This is a genomic window from Streptomyces sp. NPDC051243, from assembly GCF_044455405.1.
In the GTDB taxonomy this organism is placed as follows: Bacteria; Actinomycetota; Actinomycetes; order Streptomycetales; family Streptomycetaceae; genus Streptomyces.
On the sequence record NZ_JBITES010000004.1, the window covers coordinates 439,359 to 454,356 of the forward strand.

Annotated in this window: 17 protein-coding genes and 1 pseudogene; 15 read left to right on the top strand and 3 right to left on the bottom strand. The window is 69.3% G+C overall.

The window, feature by feature from the left end:
* Positions 1–30: 30 nt before the first annotated feature.
* From nadC to ACIBAG_RS12615, 3 genes are all read left to right on the top strand, one after another.
* Positions 31–924, top strand: a complete 894-nt coding sequence (nadC, locus tag ACIBAG_RS12605; RefSeq protein WP_399104041.1) for a carboxylating nicotinate-nucleotide diphosphorylase — start codon at positions 31–33, stop codon at positions 922–924.
* Positions 912–1,784, top strand: a complete 873-nt coding sequence (locus ACIBAG_RS12610; RefSeq protein WP_399104043.1) for a PhzF family phenazine biosynthesis protein — start codon at positions 912–914, stop codon at positions 1,782–1,784. The genes nadC and ACIBAG_RS12610 overlap by 13 nt, the downstream gene beginning before the upstream one ends.
* Before the next feature lie 107 nt (positions 1,785–1,891).
* Positions 1,892–2,191, top strand: a complete 300-nt coding sequence (locus tag ACIBAG_RS12615) for a DUF1330 domain-containing protein (RefSeq protein ID WP_399104045.1) — start codon at positions 1,892–1,894, stop codon at positions 2,189–2,191.
* Positions 2,192–2,385: 194 nt separating this feature from the next.
* On the opposite strand, the gene ACIBAG_RS12620 is transcribed toward ACIBAG_RS12615, so the two are convergent.
* Together ACIBAG_RS12620 and ACIBAG_RS12625 are read right to left on the bottom strand one after the other, a co-directional pair.
* Positions 2,386–4,833: a non-reducing end alpha-L-arabinofuranosidase family hydrolase gene (locus ACIBAG_RS12620; protein ID WP_399104047.1), complete on the bottom strand. Its 2,448-nt coding sequence runs from the start codon at positions 4,831–4,833 to the stop codon at positions 2,386–2,388.
* A gap of 696 nt (positions 4,834–5,529) precedes the next feature.
* The gene (locus ACIBAG_RS12625) at positions 5,530–5,880 is read right to left on the bottom strand and encodes a MerR family transcriptional regulator (protein ID WP_361690641.1); all 351 of its coding nucleotides are present in this window, start codon (positions 5,878–5,880) and stop codon (positions 5,530–5,532) included.
* Positions 5,881–6,515: 635 nt separating this feature from the next.
* Between ACIBAG_RS12625 and ACIBAG_RS12630 the strand changes: the two genes are divergently transcribed.
* The gene (locus ACIBAG_RS12630) at positions 6,516–6,890 is read left to right on the top strand and encodes a hypothetical protein (RefSeq protein WP_399104050.1); all 375 of its coding nucleotides are present in this window, start codon (positions 6,516–6,518) and stop codon (positions 6,888–6,890) included.
* Positions 6,891–6,935: 45 nt separating this feature from the next.
* Here ACIBAG_RS12630 and ACIBAG_RS12635 read toward each other — a convergent pair whose 3' ends face one another.
* Positions 6,936–7,211, bottom strand: coding sequence for an SCO5918 family protein (locus ACIBAG_RS12635; RefSeq protein ID WP_399104052.1), 276 nt, complete (start codon positions 7,209–7,211; stop codon positions 6,936–6,938).
* Between the two features lie 300 nt (positions 7,212–7,511).
* Here ACIBAG_RS12635 and ACIBAG_RS12640 point away from each other — a divergent pair, with 300 nt between their 5' ends.
* The 11 genes and pseudogenes from ACIBAG_RS12640 to ACIBAG_RS12690 all read left to right on the top strand — a co-directional run bounded on the left by ACIBAG_RS12640 (position 7,512) and on the right by ACIBAG_RS12690 (position 14,937).
* Entirely contained in the window at positions 7,512–7,769 is a 258-nt protein-coding gene (locus ACIBAG_RS12640; protein WP_399104054.1) for a hypothetical protein, read from the top strand.
* Positions 7,766–8,209, top strand: a complete 444-nt coding sequence (locus ACIBAG_RS12645; RefSeq protein WP_399104056.1) for a PIN domain-containing protein — start codon at positions 7,766–7,768, stop codon at positions 8,207–8,209. Before ACIBAG_RS12640 ends, ACIBAG_RS12645 begins: the two co-directional genes overlap by 4 nt.
* A 385-nt stretch (positions 8,210–8,594) precedes the next feature.
* Positions 8,595–8,936, top strand: a complete 342-nt coding sequence (locus ACIBAG_RS12650) for an ArsR/SmtB family transcription factor (protein ID WP_399104058.1) — start codon at positions 8,595–8,597, stop codon at positions 8,934–8,936.
* The gene (locus ACIBAG_RS12655; RefSeq protein WP_399104060.1) at positions 8,933–10,657 is read left to right on the top strand and encodes a SulP family inorganic anion transporter; all 1,725 of its coding nucleotides are present in this window, start codon (positions 8,933–8,935) and stop codon (positions 10,655–10,657) included. Before ACIBAG_RS12650 ends, ACIBAG_RS12655 begins: the two co-directional genes overlap by 4 nt.
* Positions 10,654–11,094: a pyridoxamine 5'-phosphate oxidase family protein gene (locus ACIBAG_RS12660; protein WP_399104062.1), complete on the top strand. Its 441-nt coding sequence runs from the start codon at positions 10,654–10,656 to the stop codon at positions 11,092–11,094. Before ACIBAG_RS12655 ends, ACIBAG_RS12660 begins: the two co-directional genes overlap by 4 nt.
* Positions 11,094–11,509, top strand: a pseudogene (locus ACIBAG_RS12665) (ATP-binding protein). Before ACIBAG_RS12660 ends, ACIBAG_RS12665 begins: the two are co-directional and overlap by 1 nt.
* Before the next feature lie 36 nt (positions 11,510–11,545).
* Positions 11,546–11,941, top strand: coding sequence for an anti-sigma factor antagonist (locus ACIBAG_RS12670; RefSeq protein WP_399104064.1), 396 nt, complete (start codon positions 11,546–11,548; stop codon positions 11,939–11,941).
* A 38-nt stretch (positions 11,942–11,979) separates the two neighbouring features.
* Positions 11,980–12,333, top strand: coding sequence for a zinc ribbon domain-containing protein YjdM (locus ACIBAG_RS12675; protein WP_399104066.1), 354 nt, complete (start codon positions 11,980–11,982; stop codon positions 12,331–12,333).
* 285 nt (positions 12,334–12,618) lie between these two features.
* Complete coding sequence (locus ACIBAG_RS12680; RefSeq protein WP_399104068.1) at positions 12,619–12,969, top strand: ArsR/SmtB family transcription factor; 351 nt, start codon at positions 12,619–12,621, stop codon at positions 12,967–12,969.
* A gap of 815 nt (positions 12,970–13,784) precedes the next feature.
* Positions 13,785–14,216, top strand: a complete 432-nt coding sequence (locus tag ACIBAG_RS12685) for a hypothetical protein (RefSeq protein ID WP_399104070.1) — start codon at positions 13,785–13,787, stop codon at positions 14,214–14,216.
* A gap of 70 nt (positions 14,217–14,286) precedes the next feature.
* Positions 14,287–14,937: a hypothetical protein gene (locus tag ACIBAG_RS12690; protein WP_399104072.1), complete on the top strand. Its 651-nt coding sequence runs from the start codon at positions 14,287–14,289 to the stop codon at positions 14,935–14,937.
* Positions 14,938–14,998 lie beyond the last annotated feature (61 nt).

The following is a 14,998-nucleotide window of genomic DNA, read 5'->3' on the forward strand; positions in this document are numbered from 1 at the left end:
GATCAATCTCTGAGAGCTGAGGAACCACCTATGAAGATGGCCGAGTTCCCCGCGTCGGCGGCGCGGGCCGGCGTGGCCGCGGCCCTGGCGGAGGACAGGGCCGCCGACGACATCACCACCTTGTGGAGCGTCCCGGCCGGCCCGATCGCCACCGCCGAGATCATCACCCGCCGGCCCGGCGTCGCCGCCGGACTGCCCGTGGTCCACGAAGTCTTCGCCCAGACCGACGCCGAGGTCGAGGTCGAGACTTTGGTCGCGGACGGTGTGCGGCTGCGGGCCGGGGACGTCCTGGTGCGGCTGACCGGATCGGCTCGCAGCCTGATCACCGCCGAGCGCACGGTGCTGAACTTCCTGCAGCGCCTGTGCGGCATCGCCACTGTCACCGACGGCTTCGTCCAAGCCGTGGCCGGAACCCCGGCGCGGATCCTGGACACCCGCAAGACCGCCCCGGGGCTGCGGGCGCTGGACAAGTACGCCGTCACCGCGGGCGGCGGCAGCAACCACCGGCTCACCCTGGCGGCGATGGTCCTGCTGAAGGAGAACCACATCACCGCGGCGGGCGGGGTGACCGCGGCGATCAGTGCGGTCCGGAAGGGAATGGCCGATTCCGGGACGAGCGTGCCGATCGACGTCGAAGTGCAGACCGTCGCGCAGGCCCGCGAAGCGATGGAAGCGGGAGCCGGCTGGCTCATGCTCGACAACATGGAGGTGGCCGACATCGAAGAAGTGATCCGAATGAGGGCAGGCCGTTCCGGCGGCTCGGAGATCCTCCTGGAGGCTTCCGGCAACGTCACCCTGGACCGGGTTCGCGCCCTTGCCGATGCAGGCGTCGACCTCATCTCGATCGGCGCCCTGACACACAGCGCACCCGCGCTCGACCTGACGATGCTGATCACGATGGACGCGGCGCCGTGCCCGAGGTGACGATCGTCGACGCGTGCCGGCGGCATGGCCAGGGCGGTAGTCCGACCGCCGTTCTCGACGACGCGCCCTTCACCGATGCCGAGCGACGGCGCATCCCTGCTGCGACAGGCACCTCGCACGCGGTCTTCATCGCTGCGGTGGACGGCGAGGATCAGCCTCGACCGTCGTATCGGCTCCGGTTCTTCACCGGCGAAGGCGAGTTGGCCGCCTGCGGTCACGGCACAGTCGCCGCACTGGCGCTGCTCGCTCTGCGCCACAGCGGCGACGCCGATTACCGGGCCACGCTGCACACCACAAGTCGCGTATTCGAAGGCTGGGTGAAGCGAGAACACGACGACCTGACGGCCACTTTCGACCCGGGCCCGATCAGCCGGCGGGACGCCGGGGAACCCGAACTCCGGGCGATCGCGACCGCCCTCGGCCTGATGAGCGAAGCCCTTCCCGACGGCGCCTGCGTGGCCTCACCCGGCCGGCCACGGCTCCTGTTACCCGTGCGATCGCGCACCGTGCCGGCCGAACTCCGTCCGGACTTCACGGCACTGCGCCATGCTTGTGACCGCTACGGACTGCTGGGCTGCTACGCCTACTCGATCCCCGATGCGGACGGTCGGGCAGCGGCCCGGATGTTCGCCCCGTCGATCGGCGTCCCCGAGGATGTCGCCAACGCCAACAGCACCGCATGTCTGGCCGCGTATCTCGCGGATCAGGGCGTCACCGGCATCGCGGTCGACATGGGCGATCACCTCGGCCATCCGTCCACGATCATCGCCAACGCACAACGCAGCGCGTCCGGCACCCTGATCCGTCTGGGCGGCGCCGCGGAAATCGCGCGCGCCGTCCGCCTTCCCCGGCTCGGCTGACACGAAGGGCGACTCGCGGTGGTCAGCAGACCGACAAGGACGGCCGCCGACGCTCGTCCGAGACCAACCCGTAAGTCAGATGCACTCATCCCCACACTGGAGGTTCCATGCCCAAGGGCTACTGGGTCAGCGTCTACCGCACCATTTCAGACCCTGAGAAGCTGGCTGCTTACAACAAGCTGGCCCGCCTGGCCGTCGAGCCCGGGGGCGGGCGGACCATAGTGCTTGGCGGTCGGGTCGTGGCGTACGACGCCGGAATCGCCGAGCGCACCGTCCTGGTCGAGTTCGACAGCTTCGAGCAGGCCGTCGCGACGCGCGAGAGTGCGGCCTACCAGGAGGCGCTGGCCGCCCTCTCCGACGGCGTCGAGCGCGACTTCCGCATCGTCGAAGGCACTCCCATGTGCTGAATGCCTGGACTCCCATGCCGGCCCGGTGCCAGGAGCCAGTGCAGGACGAAACGTTGGGGAACCCCAGCCGACGTACGGCTGGGGTTCCTCGAGGCGGTGCGGGTCGGTCAGCACGTGGAGTTGCCCGGGCCGTGAACGGCTCGTCCATGTGTCGGCGGACCGCACCGCATCGCGATCACCGTGGATCAGGCGGGTCAGCGCTTCAGGGTGAGGATGCCCGGCCGGTACGGCAGTTTCACGTAGGGGGTGTTCGCCGGTTGGTTGGGGGCCAGGCCCTGGTAGAGGAACTGCAGGTTGCAGGGGTCGATGGTCATGGTCTGGTCGGGGTTGGTGCGGACCAGGTCGCCGTGGCTGATGTCGTTGGTCCAGGTGGCGCCGCTGTTGGCCTTGCCCGCGAAGGGGTTGGACTCGGTGGCGGCCTGCGGGGTCCACGGACCGTTCAGGCTGGAGGCCGTGAAGGAACGGAAGAAGCGCTGCTCAGTCGCACCCCGAGCCTCGACGATCATGAGGTACTGGTTCTGGCCCTGGACCTTGTAGACCTCCGGCGCCTCGAACAGGTTCTTCACCGTGTCGCTCATGATCGTCGTGTACGACGAGCCGAAGCTGGCCGGGAAGTTCCCGATCGGCATGGTCGACTTGTAGATCTTGCCGTTGTCACCGGCGAAGAACAGGTACATGTTCTGGTCGTCGGCGATCAGGGTCGGGTCGATCGCGCTGCCGTCGGGGACACTGCCGGTGAACAGCGGCTGCGCCGCGGACCAGCCGTTGGGGTTGGTCGGGTCGCTGGAGGTGCGGTAGACGAAGGGCCATTGGGTGCCCCACCCGTTGGAGGCCAGCACCCAGATCTTCTTGGGCGCGAAGTAGAACAGCTTGGGAGCCACCGCGCCCTGGCTCATCTGGGTCTGGCCGGCCGACGCCATGTCCGACCAGTTCGTGAAGGGACTGAACGCCATCGATTTCCACGACGATCCGTCAGAGGCGGTCGCGTAGACCAGGTGCTTGCCGTTGTACGTCACGGCGGTGAAGTCCTTCAGCGAGGCCCACCCGTTCGCCGGCTGCGCCAACGCGCCTGTCGACGTCCACTGGTACGTCGACGGAAGGGAACACTCGCCGCTCGTCGGAGCGGGCGATGACCTGAAGTTCCAGTGCTGGTTGGCGCCGCCGTTGGAGTCCCAGATCTGGACGGGAGTGCCGTCGGCGGTACGGCCGCCGGGGATCTCCAGCGCCCGGCCGCTGGCGACGTTGGTCAGCGTGTAGGTGCCGTCGCTGTTCCGGTGGGCCCGCCAGCGCTGGTTGGCGCCGCCGTTGGAGTCCCAGATCTGCATCCTCGTCCCGTTGGCGGTCTGGTTGCCCGGCTCGTCCAGTACCCGGCCGCTGGCGACGTTGGTCAGCGTGTAGGTGCCGTCGCTGTTGCGGCCGGCCCGCCACTGCTGGTTGGAGGCACCGCTGGCGTTCCACACCTGGAGCGGGGTGCCGTTGCCGTTGTGTCCCGCGGGCTGGTCGAGCACGCGGCCGGTGGCGGCGTTGGAGAGCGTGTAGACGGCGCCGGAGGTGATGTCCCCGCCCGACGTGCCGCCGCTCGGGGTGCCGCTGGTGCTGCCGCCGAGGGCGGTGAGCACCGCGTTGTAGGCGGGCTTCTTATTGCCGCCGTTGTCGAACAGCAGCGGGTTCTCACCGGTGCGCCACGAGTCGCTGTCGCGGATGCCCCACACCGTGATGCCCGTGCAGCGAGCGACGTTCAGACAGGCCTTGACCGCGCTGGTGTACGCGGTGGCGGACGCCTGGGCGATGTCCAGCTCGGTGATCTGGACGTCCACGCCGAGCGCGGCGAAGTTGGACAGGGTGGTCTGGAAGTTGGCGGGCGGCCCGCCGGCGGCGAAGTGGCTCTGGAGGCCGACGCAGTCGATGGGCACGCCGCGGGACTTGAAGTCCTTGACCATCTTGTAGACGCCCTGGGTCTTGGCGTCGGACCAGTTCTCGATGTTGTAGTCGTTGTAGCAGAGCTTGGCCGCGGGGTCGGCCTGACGGGCGGTGCGGAAGGCCTCCTCGATGAAGCCGTTGCCCAGCACGTCCCGGAAGACCGAGCTGCGGAGCTGGCCGCCGGGGCCGTCGGCGAAGGCCTCGTTGACCACGTCCCAGGAGTGGATCTTGCCCTTGTAGTGGGCCATCTGCTGGGTGATGTGGTTGTTCATCACGCTGCGCAGGGTGCCCGCGTCCTTGATGGAGCCGACCCAGCCGGGCAGTTGGGAGTGCCAGACCAGGGTGTGGCCGCGCAGGCGCTGGCCGTGCGCGGAGGCGTGGCTGACGATCGAGTCGGCGGGGGCGAAGTTGAAATTCCCGCGGGAGGGTTCGATGGTGTCCCACTTCATCTCGTTCTCCGGGGTGATCATGTTGAATTCCCGGTCGAGAAGGGTGGAGTACGTCGAATCGCCGAGCCTGCCCGCGGCCACTGCCGTGCCGAAGTAGCGGCCGCTGTCGGCCGCTGCGGCGGCCAGGGTCGGCTTGGGAGCATCCGGCGTGAGTGCGGCCTGGGCGACCAGCGGTACGGCAGTACCCACGGCGGCGAGAACCACGACGGCGGCGAGCAGGCGCCCGGTCGCCGGTCGGCGGCGATGAGAGCGGTTCTGATCTGGCAACGGCATGCCCTTCTGGTGCAACGGGCCTTGTTCTGGGACCCGGGTACCTGCCAGTGGGCGCCACGCCCAAGAAAGGTTGCCGTGATCGGGAAGGAATCTTGTCGAGCCGGAGATCGGCGCGGCCCTCATCCCGTCGGGGCCAAACCGCCCCGGACTCGGGCCGGCTCTGGCCGGGGATCAGGTCGGCTGCCGTTCCGGGTGATGCGAGACCGGCAGGTGAGCTGCACTGTCGTCAGTGATCAAGCCCCACCAGACGTTCGCCGGCCATCCAGCCGTGGCTACCCCGCGCGGTACATCCGCACCGCACTCCGACGACGAGCGACAAGACGAGGTCGCCGCCGGGCTGGACGCGACGGTTCGGAAGGCTCGTTCCGCCGCCCGTACACAGCAGAAGACGCCTGAGAAGCCTTCTGGCACGAATCTGGCACGCGAGAGCTGATCACCGCGGACAGCAGAAGGGCCCGGGTCTCTGGCCTGCGCCCAAGGACGCGGGCCGAAGCGCTTGCGTGAACGGGCTCTGCGCTTTGCGCCGCTGTCTCCGACGACCAACCCGGGGCCCTTGGCGAGTGCACAGCCCTTCCGGCGGGATGCGCCTGCCGGGGGCGAGCGGCGTTGGTTCGGCAGCAGCGGGCCGGCGGCTTTCCGAGCAGTGCTGTCCTTCGGCCGAAGACGGCGTTCCGGATACGGCACGCGCCCCCGGGTTCAGGCGGAGCCGGAGCCGGCACGGCCCGCCGATTCGCTGGCGGCACGACGGTACTCGGCGTTGATGCGCTGCGCTTCCTCGAGCTGGTCCTCGAGGATGACGATGCGGCACGCGGCCTCGATCGGAGTCCCCTTGTCGACGAGCTCCCGGGCGCGCGCGGCGATCCGCAGCTGGTAGCGGGAGTACCGGCGATGGCCGCCCTCCGAGCGGAGCGGGGTGATCAGACGGGCCTCACCGATGGCTCGGAGGAAGGCAGGGGTGGTGCCGAGCATCTCGGCTGCCCGACCCATCGTGTACGCGGGGTAGTCGTCGTCGTCCAGACGATCATTCAGTGGGTTGTCCGATGTCATGTCACCTCGCTGTGCAACGCGTCGAGGGGCCCTGGTGCCGTACGGCACCAGGGCCCCGAAGGAAATTCAACACCATCTGTCGGCCCTACTGCGGTGCCGACCTTCTGTTTCCGCTACCGGCCCAGCAGAGGGGGGTGCGGGGGGATCGCAGCTGCTTGACCGGGGACCACCATCCATTCCGGGGTCTTGCGGTACCCGGGCCGAGTGCTTCTCGGACCGGGCGATCCTGATGGCGTCTGCTCCTCCGTTCCTCTCTGAACCAACCACTGATTGAACCGGTACTGCTGTTGGCAGCTCCTCGATGTGCGAGCCGCCCAGTGCGGCTCTCAGTCCCGTCACCGTTCTGGGAACACTGTGGCTTCGAGGCTCGAGAGCCGCACTGGCCTGCGTACTTCGTATTCAGCCACCCGCCAGTTCGTGTCTGGCGGGTCTCGTCGACCGTGTCTACGAGAAGAAGCGTACCCGCATCGGGAACGAAAATCTACTCTTGCAAAAGTAGGTTTCACTCTTCTGGTGGAGGAAGAAGCCTGCCGCGATCGGCCCTCCCCTGTCGGCGGAAGCCGCCTGCTGCCGCGCGCGGCCAATTCAGCCCCGCAGGGGTACGGGTACGGGTGGGCCGCATAAGCTCTGCCGTCATGTCGAACCCTGATGAGCTGCTCGTCGCCCTCTCCACCGCGGTGGAGTCCGAGGAAAGCAATCAGATGTCGCTGACCGTGGTCGTCGGCGGCGCCGTGATCACCGGCCGGCTGGCTCCCGAGGCCGTGTGGAGGGAGCGGGTGGCGGAGGTCCTGAAGGACTCGGACCGGCTCGGCCCGTTCTCGGACGTCTTCGCCCGCCGGCCGGGAGGGAACCGGTCCGGTCGCGACGAGGCGCCCACGCATCTGCATTTTCATCTTGCCCGGATCCTGCAGGGCAGCCTCGGGATCCCGGCGACGGGTGGCATGTACCGAGTCGCGATCAAGGACGTCAGCGCGTGGACCGTAGGAGATCTCATCCACTTCGACCGGTGAGGCGCTGCCCCCGCCGGGGTCCTGAGAGCGGTCTCCCGCCCGTCCTCACGCGGCCACGGGTCCTCCCTCGCCCACGGGCGCTCCCTCGGGGCGGTCGTGGCAGGTGAAGCCGAGACGCATCATGGCCCGCACGACTTCGCCGGCGGTGAAGTCACGGGGAGCTTGTCGCGTGATGACCAGCCCGACCTGCTTGACGGGGCAGCGGCGGCGGCCGATGGCCACGCACGCCCCCGTGACGAGTTCGGGCCTGACGTCCTTCATCGAGGCCGGCACCCCGGTCCTGGTCAGGTCGGACGGGTACCGGGCGATGACACAGCGCATGATGCCTCACAGGGGAGAAGCCGCGGGGAGAAGAGGAACGGGCCGCCCGGGGCAGGACGGATCAGTACGAGAGAGCGGGTACGCCCGGAACCCAGCCGTACTCACCGACGCCGCCCGAGCTGCCGCCGGGCGAGGGCAGCGATCCGTCGAGGGCCTCCCGCAGACGGATCCGGTCCGTGTACGTGGAACTGTTGCGGACTCGATGCGCAGAAGGGGCCGAGCCCGGTCGACATCCTGGCGCCGCCGCTGCCCACGCTGAGCCTCGCTGCACGTGGCCCGACCGAGGTGCGCACTCCACGAGTGGAGACCCGCACGTACGCGGACCCCGAGGACCTGGCGATCATCAAGGAGGCCGCCAAGCGCCGAGTTATAAGCGAGGCCGAGATCATCCGCCAGGGCGTCCACCTTGCCGCCATGGCGAACCGGGTCTGGGACGAGCCGCTGTTCTCACGAACCTTCGAGGGGCCGGGACGCACCCTGCCCAAGTCGGAGGTCCGCGACACGGTCGCCGAGGCCGTCCGGCGGGAGACCGGCTCGGAGTCCGGATCCGCCGCGTGATCATTGTCATCGCCGATACGTCCGGCCTCCTGGCAGCCCTGGACTCCGCTCATCCTGAACACCGGGCGGCGAACGAGGCCATCATGGCGGCGGGCCTGCTGGTCATGTCCCCGCTCCTGCTGGCCGAACTGGATCACGTGGCGACGCGTGAGCTCGGCAGGGAGGCTGCCCTCAGCGCGGTAGACGACCTGCGGCGCTGGATGAGCCGGGGCCGTGTTGTCATGCCGGAGATCACGGAGAACCACCTGGGCGCCGCCCAGTCCGTCCGTGTCCGCTACCGCGCGCTGGACCCCGACCTCGCCGCCGCGGTGAACGTGGCGCTTGCCGCCGACTACGACACGGACGCGATCCTCACCCTCGACCGACGAGACTTCCGGGCTGTACGCCCGTTGGGTCGCCACAAGGCGTTCCGGGCACTCCCCGACGACCTCCCGCTCTGACGCAGGCTCCTAGGGGGTCAAGTGCCTGCTCCTGCAAGGGTCTTGTGCGCCGCCCGCGACGAAGCGCGTACAGGACGGGTGTCCGCCATCGCCCAGGAACGGTGAGCTGAGGGTTCCCTCCAGCTCATCGTAAGACGCGGCAACGGCTCCCCAATGAAACAAGCCCCCTCAAGGGCCCTGATCGCAGTCGAGGCGTAGACGAGTGGCTGATCTTCGGGGCAGAACCCTCAGTGCTGCCCCGATGCAGCCCACCAGCCGCTCATGCGGAATTGCAAAATTTAGCAATTGGCTAGATGCTGAGTTTGCTGTGCCTGTCGTCGGTAGTCGCGGGCACAGCCTTTGTGCCCGCCCCGCGAGGTGGGGTTTGCAGGGAAACCGAGGGGTTGTGTCTGTTCCGCTGTACCAGGCCAAGGCCGAGTTCTTCCGGATGCTGGGGCATCCGGTACGCATACGCGTGCTGGAGCTGCTGCACGACGGGCCGTTGCCGGTGCGGGACCTGCTTGCCGCCATCGAGGTGGAGCCGTCCGGTCTGTCCCAGCAACTGGCGGTGCTGCGGCGTTCCGGGATCGTCACCTCGACCAGGGAGGGCTCGACCGTGGTCTACGAGCTGGCGGGCGGGGACGTCGCTGATCTGATGAGGGCCGCGCGCCGGATCTTGACCGAGATGCTCGCCGGGCAGGGCGAGCTGCTGGCCGAGCTGCGGGAAGCCGAGGTCGCGGCGCGATGACTTCGGGGATCAGCCGGGCCGGGGCCCGGCTCAACGCGCTCATGCCCACCCGCGCCGACCTGGCGGACATGCGGCGCGATCCGCGCAAGGACCTGCTCGCCGGCCTCACCGTGGCGATCGTGGCCCTGCCGCTCGCGCTCGGCTTCGGTGTCTCCTCCGGTCTCGGTGCCGAGGCCGGACTGGCGACCGCCGTGGTCGCCGGCGCGCTCGCCGCGCTGTTCGGCGGGTCCAACCTCCAGGTGTCCGGGCCGACCGGGGCCATGACCGTGGTGCTGGTCCCGATCGTCGGCGAGTACGGCCCGACCGGCGTCCTGACCGTCGGGCTGATGGCCGGCGTCATGCTCGTGGCGCTCGCCGCCCTGCGCGCCGGCAAGTACATGCAGTACGTGCCCGCGCCCGTGGTGGAGGGCTTCACTCTCGGCATCGCCTGCGTGATCGGACTGCAGCAGGTCCCGAACGCGCTCGGGGTGCCCAAGCCCGAGGGCGACCGTGTGCTGGTGGTGACCTGGCGGGCCGTCGAGGAGTTCGTGCGGCACCCGAACTGGACGGCGGTCGGCTTCGCGATCGCGGTGGCCGCGGTCATGCTGGTGGGCGCCCGCTGGCGGCCGACCGTCCCGTTCTCCATCCTCGCGGTCATCGCGGCCACGGCCGTCGCCCAGGTCGCGGGCCTGGACGCGGCGCAGCCGATCGGCGATCTTCCGTCCGGGCTGCCCGCGCCCTCACTCGGCTTCCTGGACCTCGGTTCGCTCAGCACCCTGCTCGCCCCGGCGGTGGCCGTGGCGGCGCTCGCGGCCCTGGAGTCCCTGCTGTCCGCCTCGGTCGCGGACGGCATGACGGTGGGGCAGCGGCACGACCCCGACCGAGAACTGTTCGGCCAGGGCCTGGCCAATATCGCGGCACCGCTCTTCGGCGGCGTGCCCGCGACCGGCGCGATCGCCCGGACCGCGGTCAACGTCCGCACAGGCGCCGGCTCCCGGCTGGCCGCCCTGACCCACGCCGCGATCCTCGCTGTGATCGTCTTCGCCGCGGCGCCCCTCGTCTCCAGGATCCCGCTCGCCGCCCTCGCCGGCGTGCTGCTGGCCACCGCGGTCCGCATGGTGGAGGTCGGCTCGCTCAGGGCGATGGCCAAGGCCACCCGCTCGGATGCGCTGATCCTCGTCCTCACCGCGGTCGCGACCCTGGCACTGGACCTCGTGTACGCGGTGATCATCGGCCTGGTCGTCGCGGGTGCCCTCGCCCTGCGCGCCGTGGCCAAGCAGGCCCGCTTCGACCAGGTCCCGCTCGACCGGGGTGACCACAGCGCCGAGGAACACGCCCTGCTCGCCGAGCACATCGTCGCGTACCGCATCGACGGGCCGCTGTTCTTCGCCGCCGCGCACCGCTTCCTGCTGGAGCTGACCGAGGTGGCCGACGTACGCGTCGTCATCCTGCGCATGTCGCGGGTGTCGACGATGGACGCCACCGGCGCGCTGGTCCTCAAGGACGCCGTGGAGAAGCTGCAGCGGCGCGGCATCCTGGTCCTGGCCTCCGGGATTCGCACCGGCCAGCGCCAGGTCCTGGACTCCGTCGGCGCGCTGGACCTGCTGGGGCAGGACGGCCGGGAGTACGCCACCACCCCCGAGGCGATCCGGGCCGCCCGCGACCACCTGGAGACGACCGGAGTCCTGACCGCGGTACCCGCCCAGAAGCCCCGGACCTCCAGTGAGGAGGCCACCCGATGAGCACTGTCCTCGTCCCTCTGCGCATGGTGGAGGTGTCCGGAGCGGAGGCCCTGTGGCTGCTGGAAGGCAGCAGCCTGGGACGGCTGGTGTACCCGCAGCGGGAGCCGGCCGTCGTACGGCCGTCCCGCCATGTGTGGGAGTACGGCCGACTGATCGTCCGGGCCCCCGTCCAGGCGGCGGCGGTGCCGGCCACGGTGACGTACCACGTGGACGAGATCCGGGCGGTGCACGGAACCGGCTGGACGGTCACCGTCCAAGGCCCCGTGGACGTGCTCAGCGACGTGAACGAGATATCCCTCCCCCATTGCCTTAAGGGCATGGGAGGTGCCCCCATCCGTCGCACATTGCCGGGCTGGACGTACGGCCCGCACGACACTCTGCTGCGCCTGCGGCCCCAGAGCGTCACCGGCTTCCGCCTCGCCCGCGTGGAGACCTGATGGCCCCCGTTCTCGATGCCCTTCCGTACCGGTATGTGCTCACCCTGCCCAACGAGCCGTCCGCCGTCCGTCTCGCCCGTGAGACCGCCGAGCAGGCGCTGGCCGAGTGGGGGATAGATCTGCACCGGCCCGTCGCGGACGCAGCTCTGCTGATCCTCAGTGAGCTGGTGACCAACAGTGTCCGGCACGCCGCCGGGGTGTCCCCGCAGATCATGGTCATGTATGCGGCGAGCGGAGGCCGCCTGGCCTTCGCCGTCCACGACCGCCACCCCACCAGCCCCCGCTGCACCATGCCGCAACCGGCACCGGTGGCGGTCTCGGCACGGTCATGGAGCTCGCCCGGCAACTCGGCGGCACCGTCGCCGTGCACGGCGACGCCAACGGCAAGAGCATCTGGACAACTCTCCCCCTCTGACCTCAACGGGCCGCACGCACAAGGAAGTTCACCGTCATGACCATCGAGTGGCGCTACACCGTCGAGGACGACTTCGGGGTGCTCTCCGTCGCCGGCTACCTGGGCCCGGCGGCGGTCCGTCGCTTCGGCGGCGCGGTCGGCTGGGTCGTCGCCCGCGGCACCGGACCGGTCATCCTCGACCTGACCGAACTGCGCGGTTGGTCCGTGGAAGGCCAGCTGGCCATCACCGAGACCGCACGCCGCCTCGCGGCAGCGGGTCGTAGCCTGGAACTGGCCGCCATCCCCGCCGAGGGCTCGCTCGTCCCGCCCGCCGACTGCCCGGACATCCCCGTCCACTGCGATCTGGCCACTGCCTTCTCGGTCCACTCCCGGCACATGTCGCCTCCCGACGAGGCACAGCAGGCGTGGCGCACCGACGGCTGGCCCACCTGACCCCCGTATCCGCTCACTGACTGAAAGACACCCGTGCCATGAGTGACAACCTTCCCCCCTGCCCCGAATGCTCCGGCGCCTACACCTACGAGATGGGCGCGCTCCTGGTCTGCCCGGAGTGCGGGCACGAGTGGTCACCTTCCGTGGAGTCCGTGGACGACGCCACCGGAAGCAGGATGATCAAGGACGCGGTGGGCAACGTGCTCGCCGACGGTGACACCGTGACGGTCGTCAAGACACTGAAGGTGAAGGGCAGCCCGAGCGGGATCAAGGCGGGCACCAAGGTGCGCAACATCCGCCTGGTCGACGGCGTGGACGGCCACGACATCGACTGCAAGGTCGACGGGTTCGGCGCGATGCAGCTCAAGTCCAGCGTCGTGAAGAAGGTCTGATCCGACACCCTGTTGTGCCGAGCGCCCGGGGCGACGTCCCGGGAGGCTGTCCACGTGTGCCGGCACGACGGTGCAGGCGTGCTCCTCGCTGGCTCGGTTCGAGCGGCTTGGTTACTCGCATCCGGGTTCGGCGTGGCCGGTACCGCAGGCGAGGATGGTCCGCATGTTCTTGACGAGCGAAGCGAGATGGGGGTGCCCCCGCCCGAAGGGTGGGGGCGGGTGGATGCGATGCGCCGAGCGCCGGCCGGAGGGGCCGTGTCGTTGTGTCGGGGAGGGGACGGCACGATGAGTGCGCCGCTGTACCAACTGAAGGCCGAGTTCTTCAAGACGCTGGGCCATCCGGCCCGTATCCGGGTTCTGGAGCTGCTGAGCGAACGTGAACACGCGGTCGCGGAGATGCTGCCCGAGGTGGGTATCGAGCCCGCACATCTGTCCCAGCAGCTGGCGGTGCTGCGGCGAGCGAATCTGGTCAAGACCCGCAAGGAGGGTTCGACCGTGTACTACTCGCTGACCAGTCCGCAGGTCGCGGAGCTTCTGCGGGTTGCACGGACCATCCTGTCCGGAGTGCTCGCCGGGCAGGCCGAGCTGCTGGCCGACCTGCAGGCCGCGCAGAGTGAGCAAAAGCCGCCGTCGTAGCGCCGGCCCTCAAACAGCGGCCGTCTCCCAGGGGTTGGACACCTGGATGGCCATCCGGGGAGCGGGAGCCCCACAAGCAAGGGGATCTCGAACCGGACGAGGACGACCTTGCCCTCGTCCTCAAGCGCTGGACGGGCCGGCAATGAGCGAGCTCGGGCCGCACAACCTCGCGGGGGGGGCCACCCGACAGTGGCCTGGACAACAAACAAACCCCAGGCCGCTGACCTGGGGCTTCATCACGGAGCGGGTGACGAGAATCGAACTCGCGCTCTCAGCTTGGGAAGCGACGGCGCTTGGACAGCGACCTGGCTGTTGACCTGCGCTTGTGTAGCTTGGTGGCGGCTTCGTGAGGCGAGGTTCGCACCGTTGTCGACCGCTGTTGTCCGTTCTTAAGGGCACGCTGTGGGCACGGCGCGGTGATGGATGAGCCGACTGGGTCAGCAGGCGCCTTTCGGGCTCGGCATGACTCGGCTCGCAGGCGGACTGAGTGGCCGCATCGCGACTGCACACGTCGACGCCGTTTCCCGTGTACGTGGTCCGCTGCGCGTCGAGCCTTCACCCCGGGCTGCGGCAACAGGGGCTCCCGGTGCTCGTTGACCTCGATAACCCCCGAGCTGCGGCGAAGCTCTGCCTGTATGCGCCAACCGCAACGCGATCACCCGGATCAGGGCCCCGTTCGACCAGACCAACCCGTTGATCAGGTGCGCGGATGGCTTCTCGGTATTGATTAGTCGGTGGCTTCGACTCCCTGATCAACTCCGCGGCCCGGAGATTCGGTTGTGCCTGAACCCAACCGGACAGAAGGGAGCGGGGCCATGTCCCGTTCACTCCGCACGAGATTCGCCGGCGCCCTGGCCGTCGCCGCCATGGTGGGTGGGTCGCTGACCCTGACCGCCACTGAGGCTGGTGCCGCCACCTTCCCTCCGCCTCGTCCCATCCCGCACGCCGCTTGCAACTCGCCCGTCTTCACCGCCTGTGTCGCGATCTCCAACCACAGCGTGGACGCGCACAGCTGGCGTATCAGTGTCACCGAGCCCAACGGCCACCGGTGGAACCGGTGCCTCCAGGGCAACCAGCCCGGCGAGACGAGCTACTACCCGAGCGTGTGGTTCTCCAACAGCGACCAGGTCTTGCTGACGGCCTACCGCGGCGGGAGCTGCGAGGGATGGAGCCAGAACGACGACTGGTGGGGCGACTGGCGCTCGACCGAGGACCAGTACCACCTGATCGTCGTCAACAGGCACTGACCGCCGTACACCGCTCGCACCACCGGACCCTCTCCCCCCATTGCCGCTCTCCCCGCAAGGAGCCACCCAAGTGCGTCCCCACGCTCTGACGACCCCCGCAGCAGAGCCCGCAGTGAACAAGAAGCGCAGGAACCGCCGCTGGCCGGCGCCGGTGCTGAGCCTGGGTCTCGCCCCGCTCATCCTGCTGGCCTCGCCCGGCTCCGCCTCGGCGGACACCTGGTGCTGGAAGCCGGACGGCTACGACATCCGCAAGGGCGACACCACCTGGGCGAAGCCCCAGACCCAGGCCGCCAACACCTACCAGGACTGGGTGTGGCGCGGACCCACCTTCCGCTGCCCCACGAACTCACCCGGCTGCGGCTACCGCTGGGACGAGACGAAGACGACGGGCTGGCAGTGGTCGGTCGGCGTCAGCGTCAGCAACCCCGTCCCGTGGCTCAACCAGGTGCTGGCCAGCATCACCCCCTCCTACGGCCGCAACGGCTCCACGTCCACCACCTTCAGCTTCAGCACCAATCTGAACCCGGGCCAGTACGCCCAGCCGATCCAGGTCGTGGAGCGCCGCTGGACGAAGGGCACCTTCGTCGGCGCCTTCCGCACCGACCACTCCGGCTGCGGCAGGGGCGAGGAGCGGTACTGGTGGGACGGCAACCACGAGTGGGGCACCTGGCAGGCCAACCTCAAGGTCAACGACTACGGCACCTACAACATCTGGAACTGACGCCCCCAAGCCGGCCCGGCCCCGGTGTCCCTGCACCTGCACCGGGGCCGGGCCCCTGCCC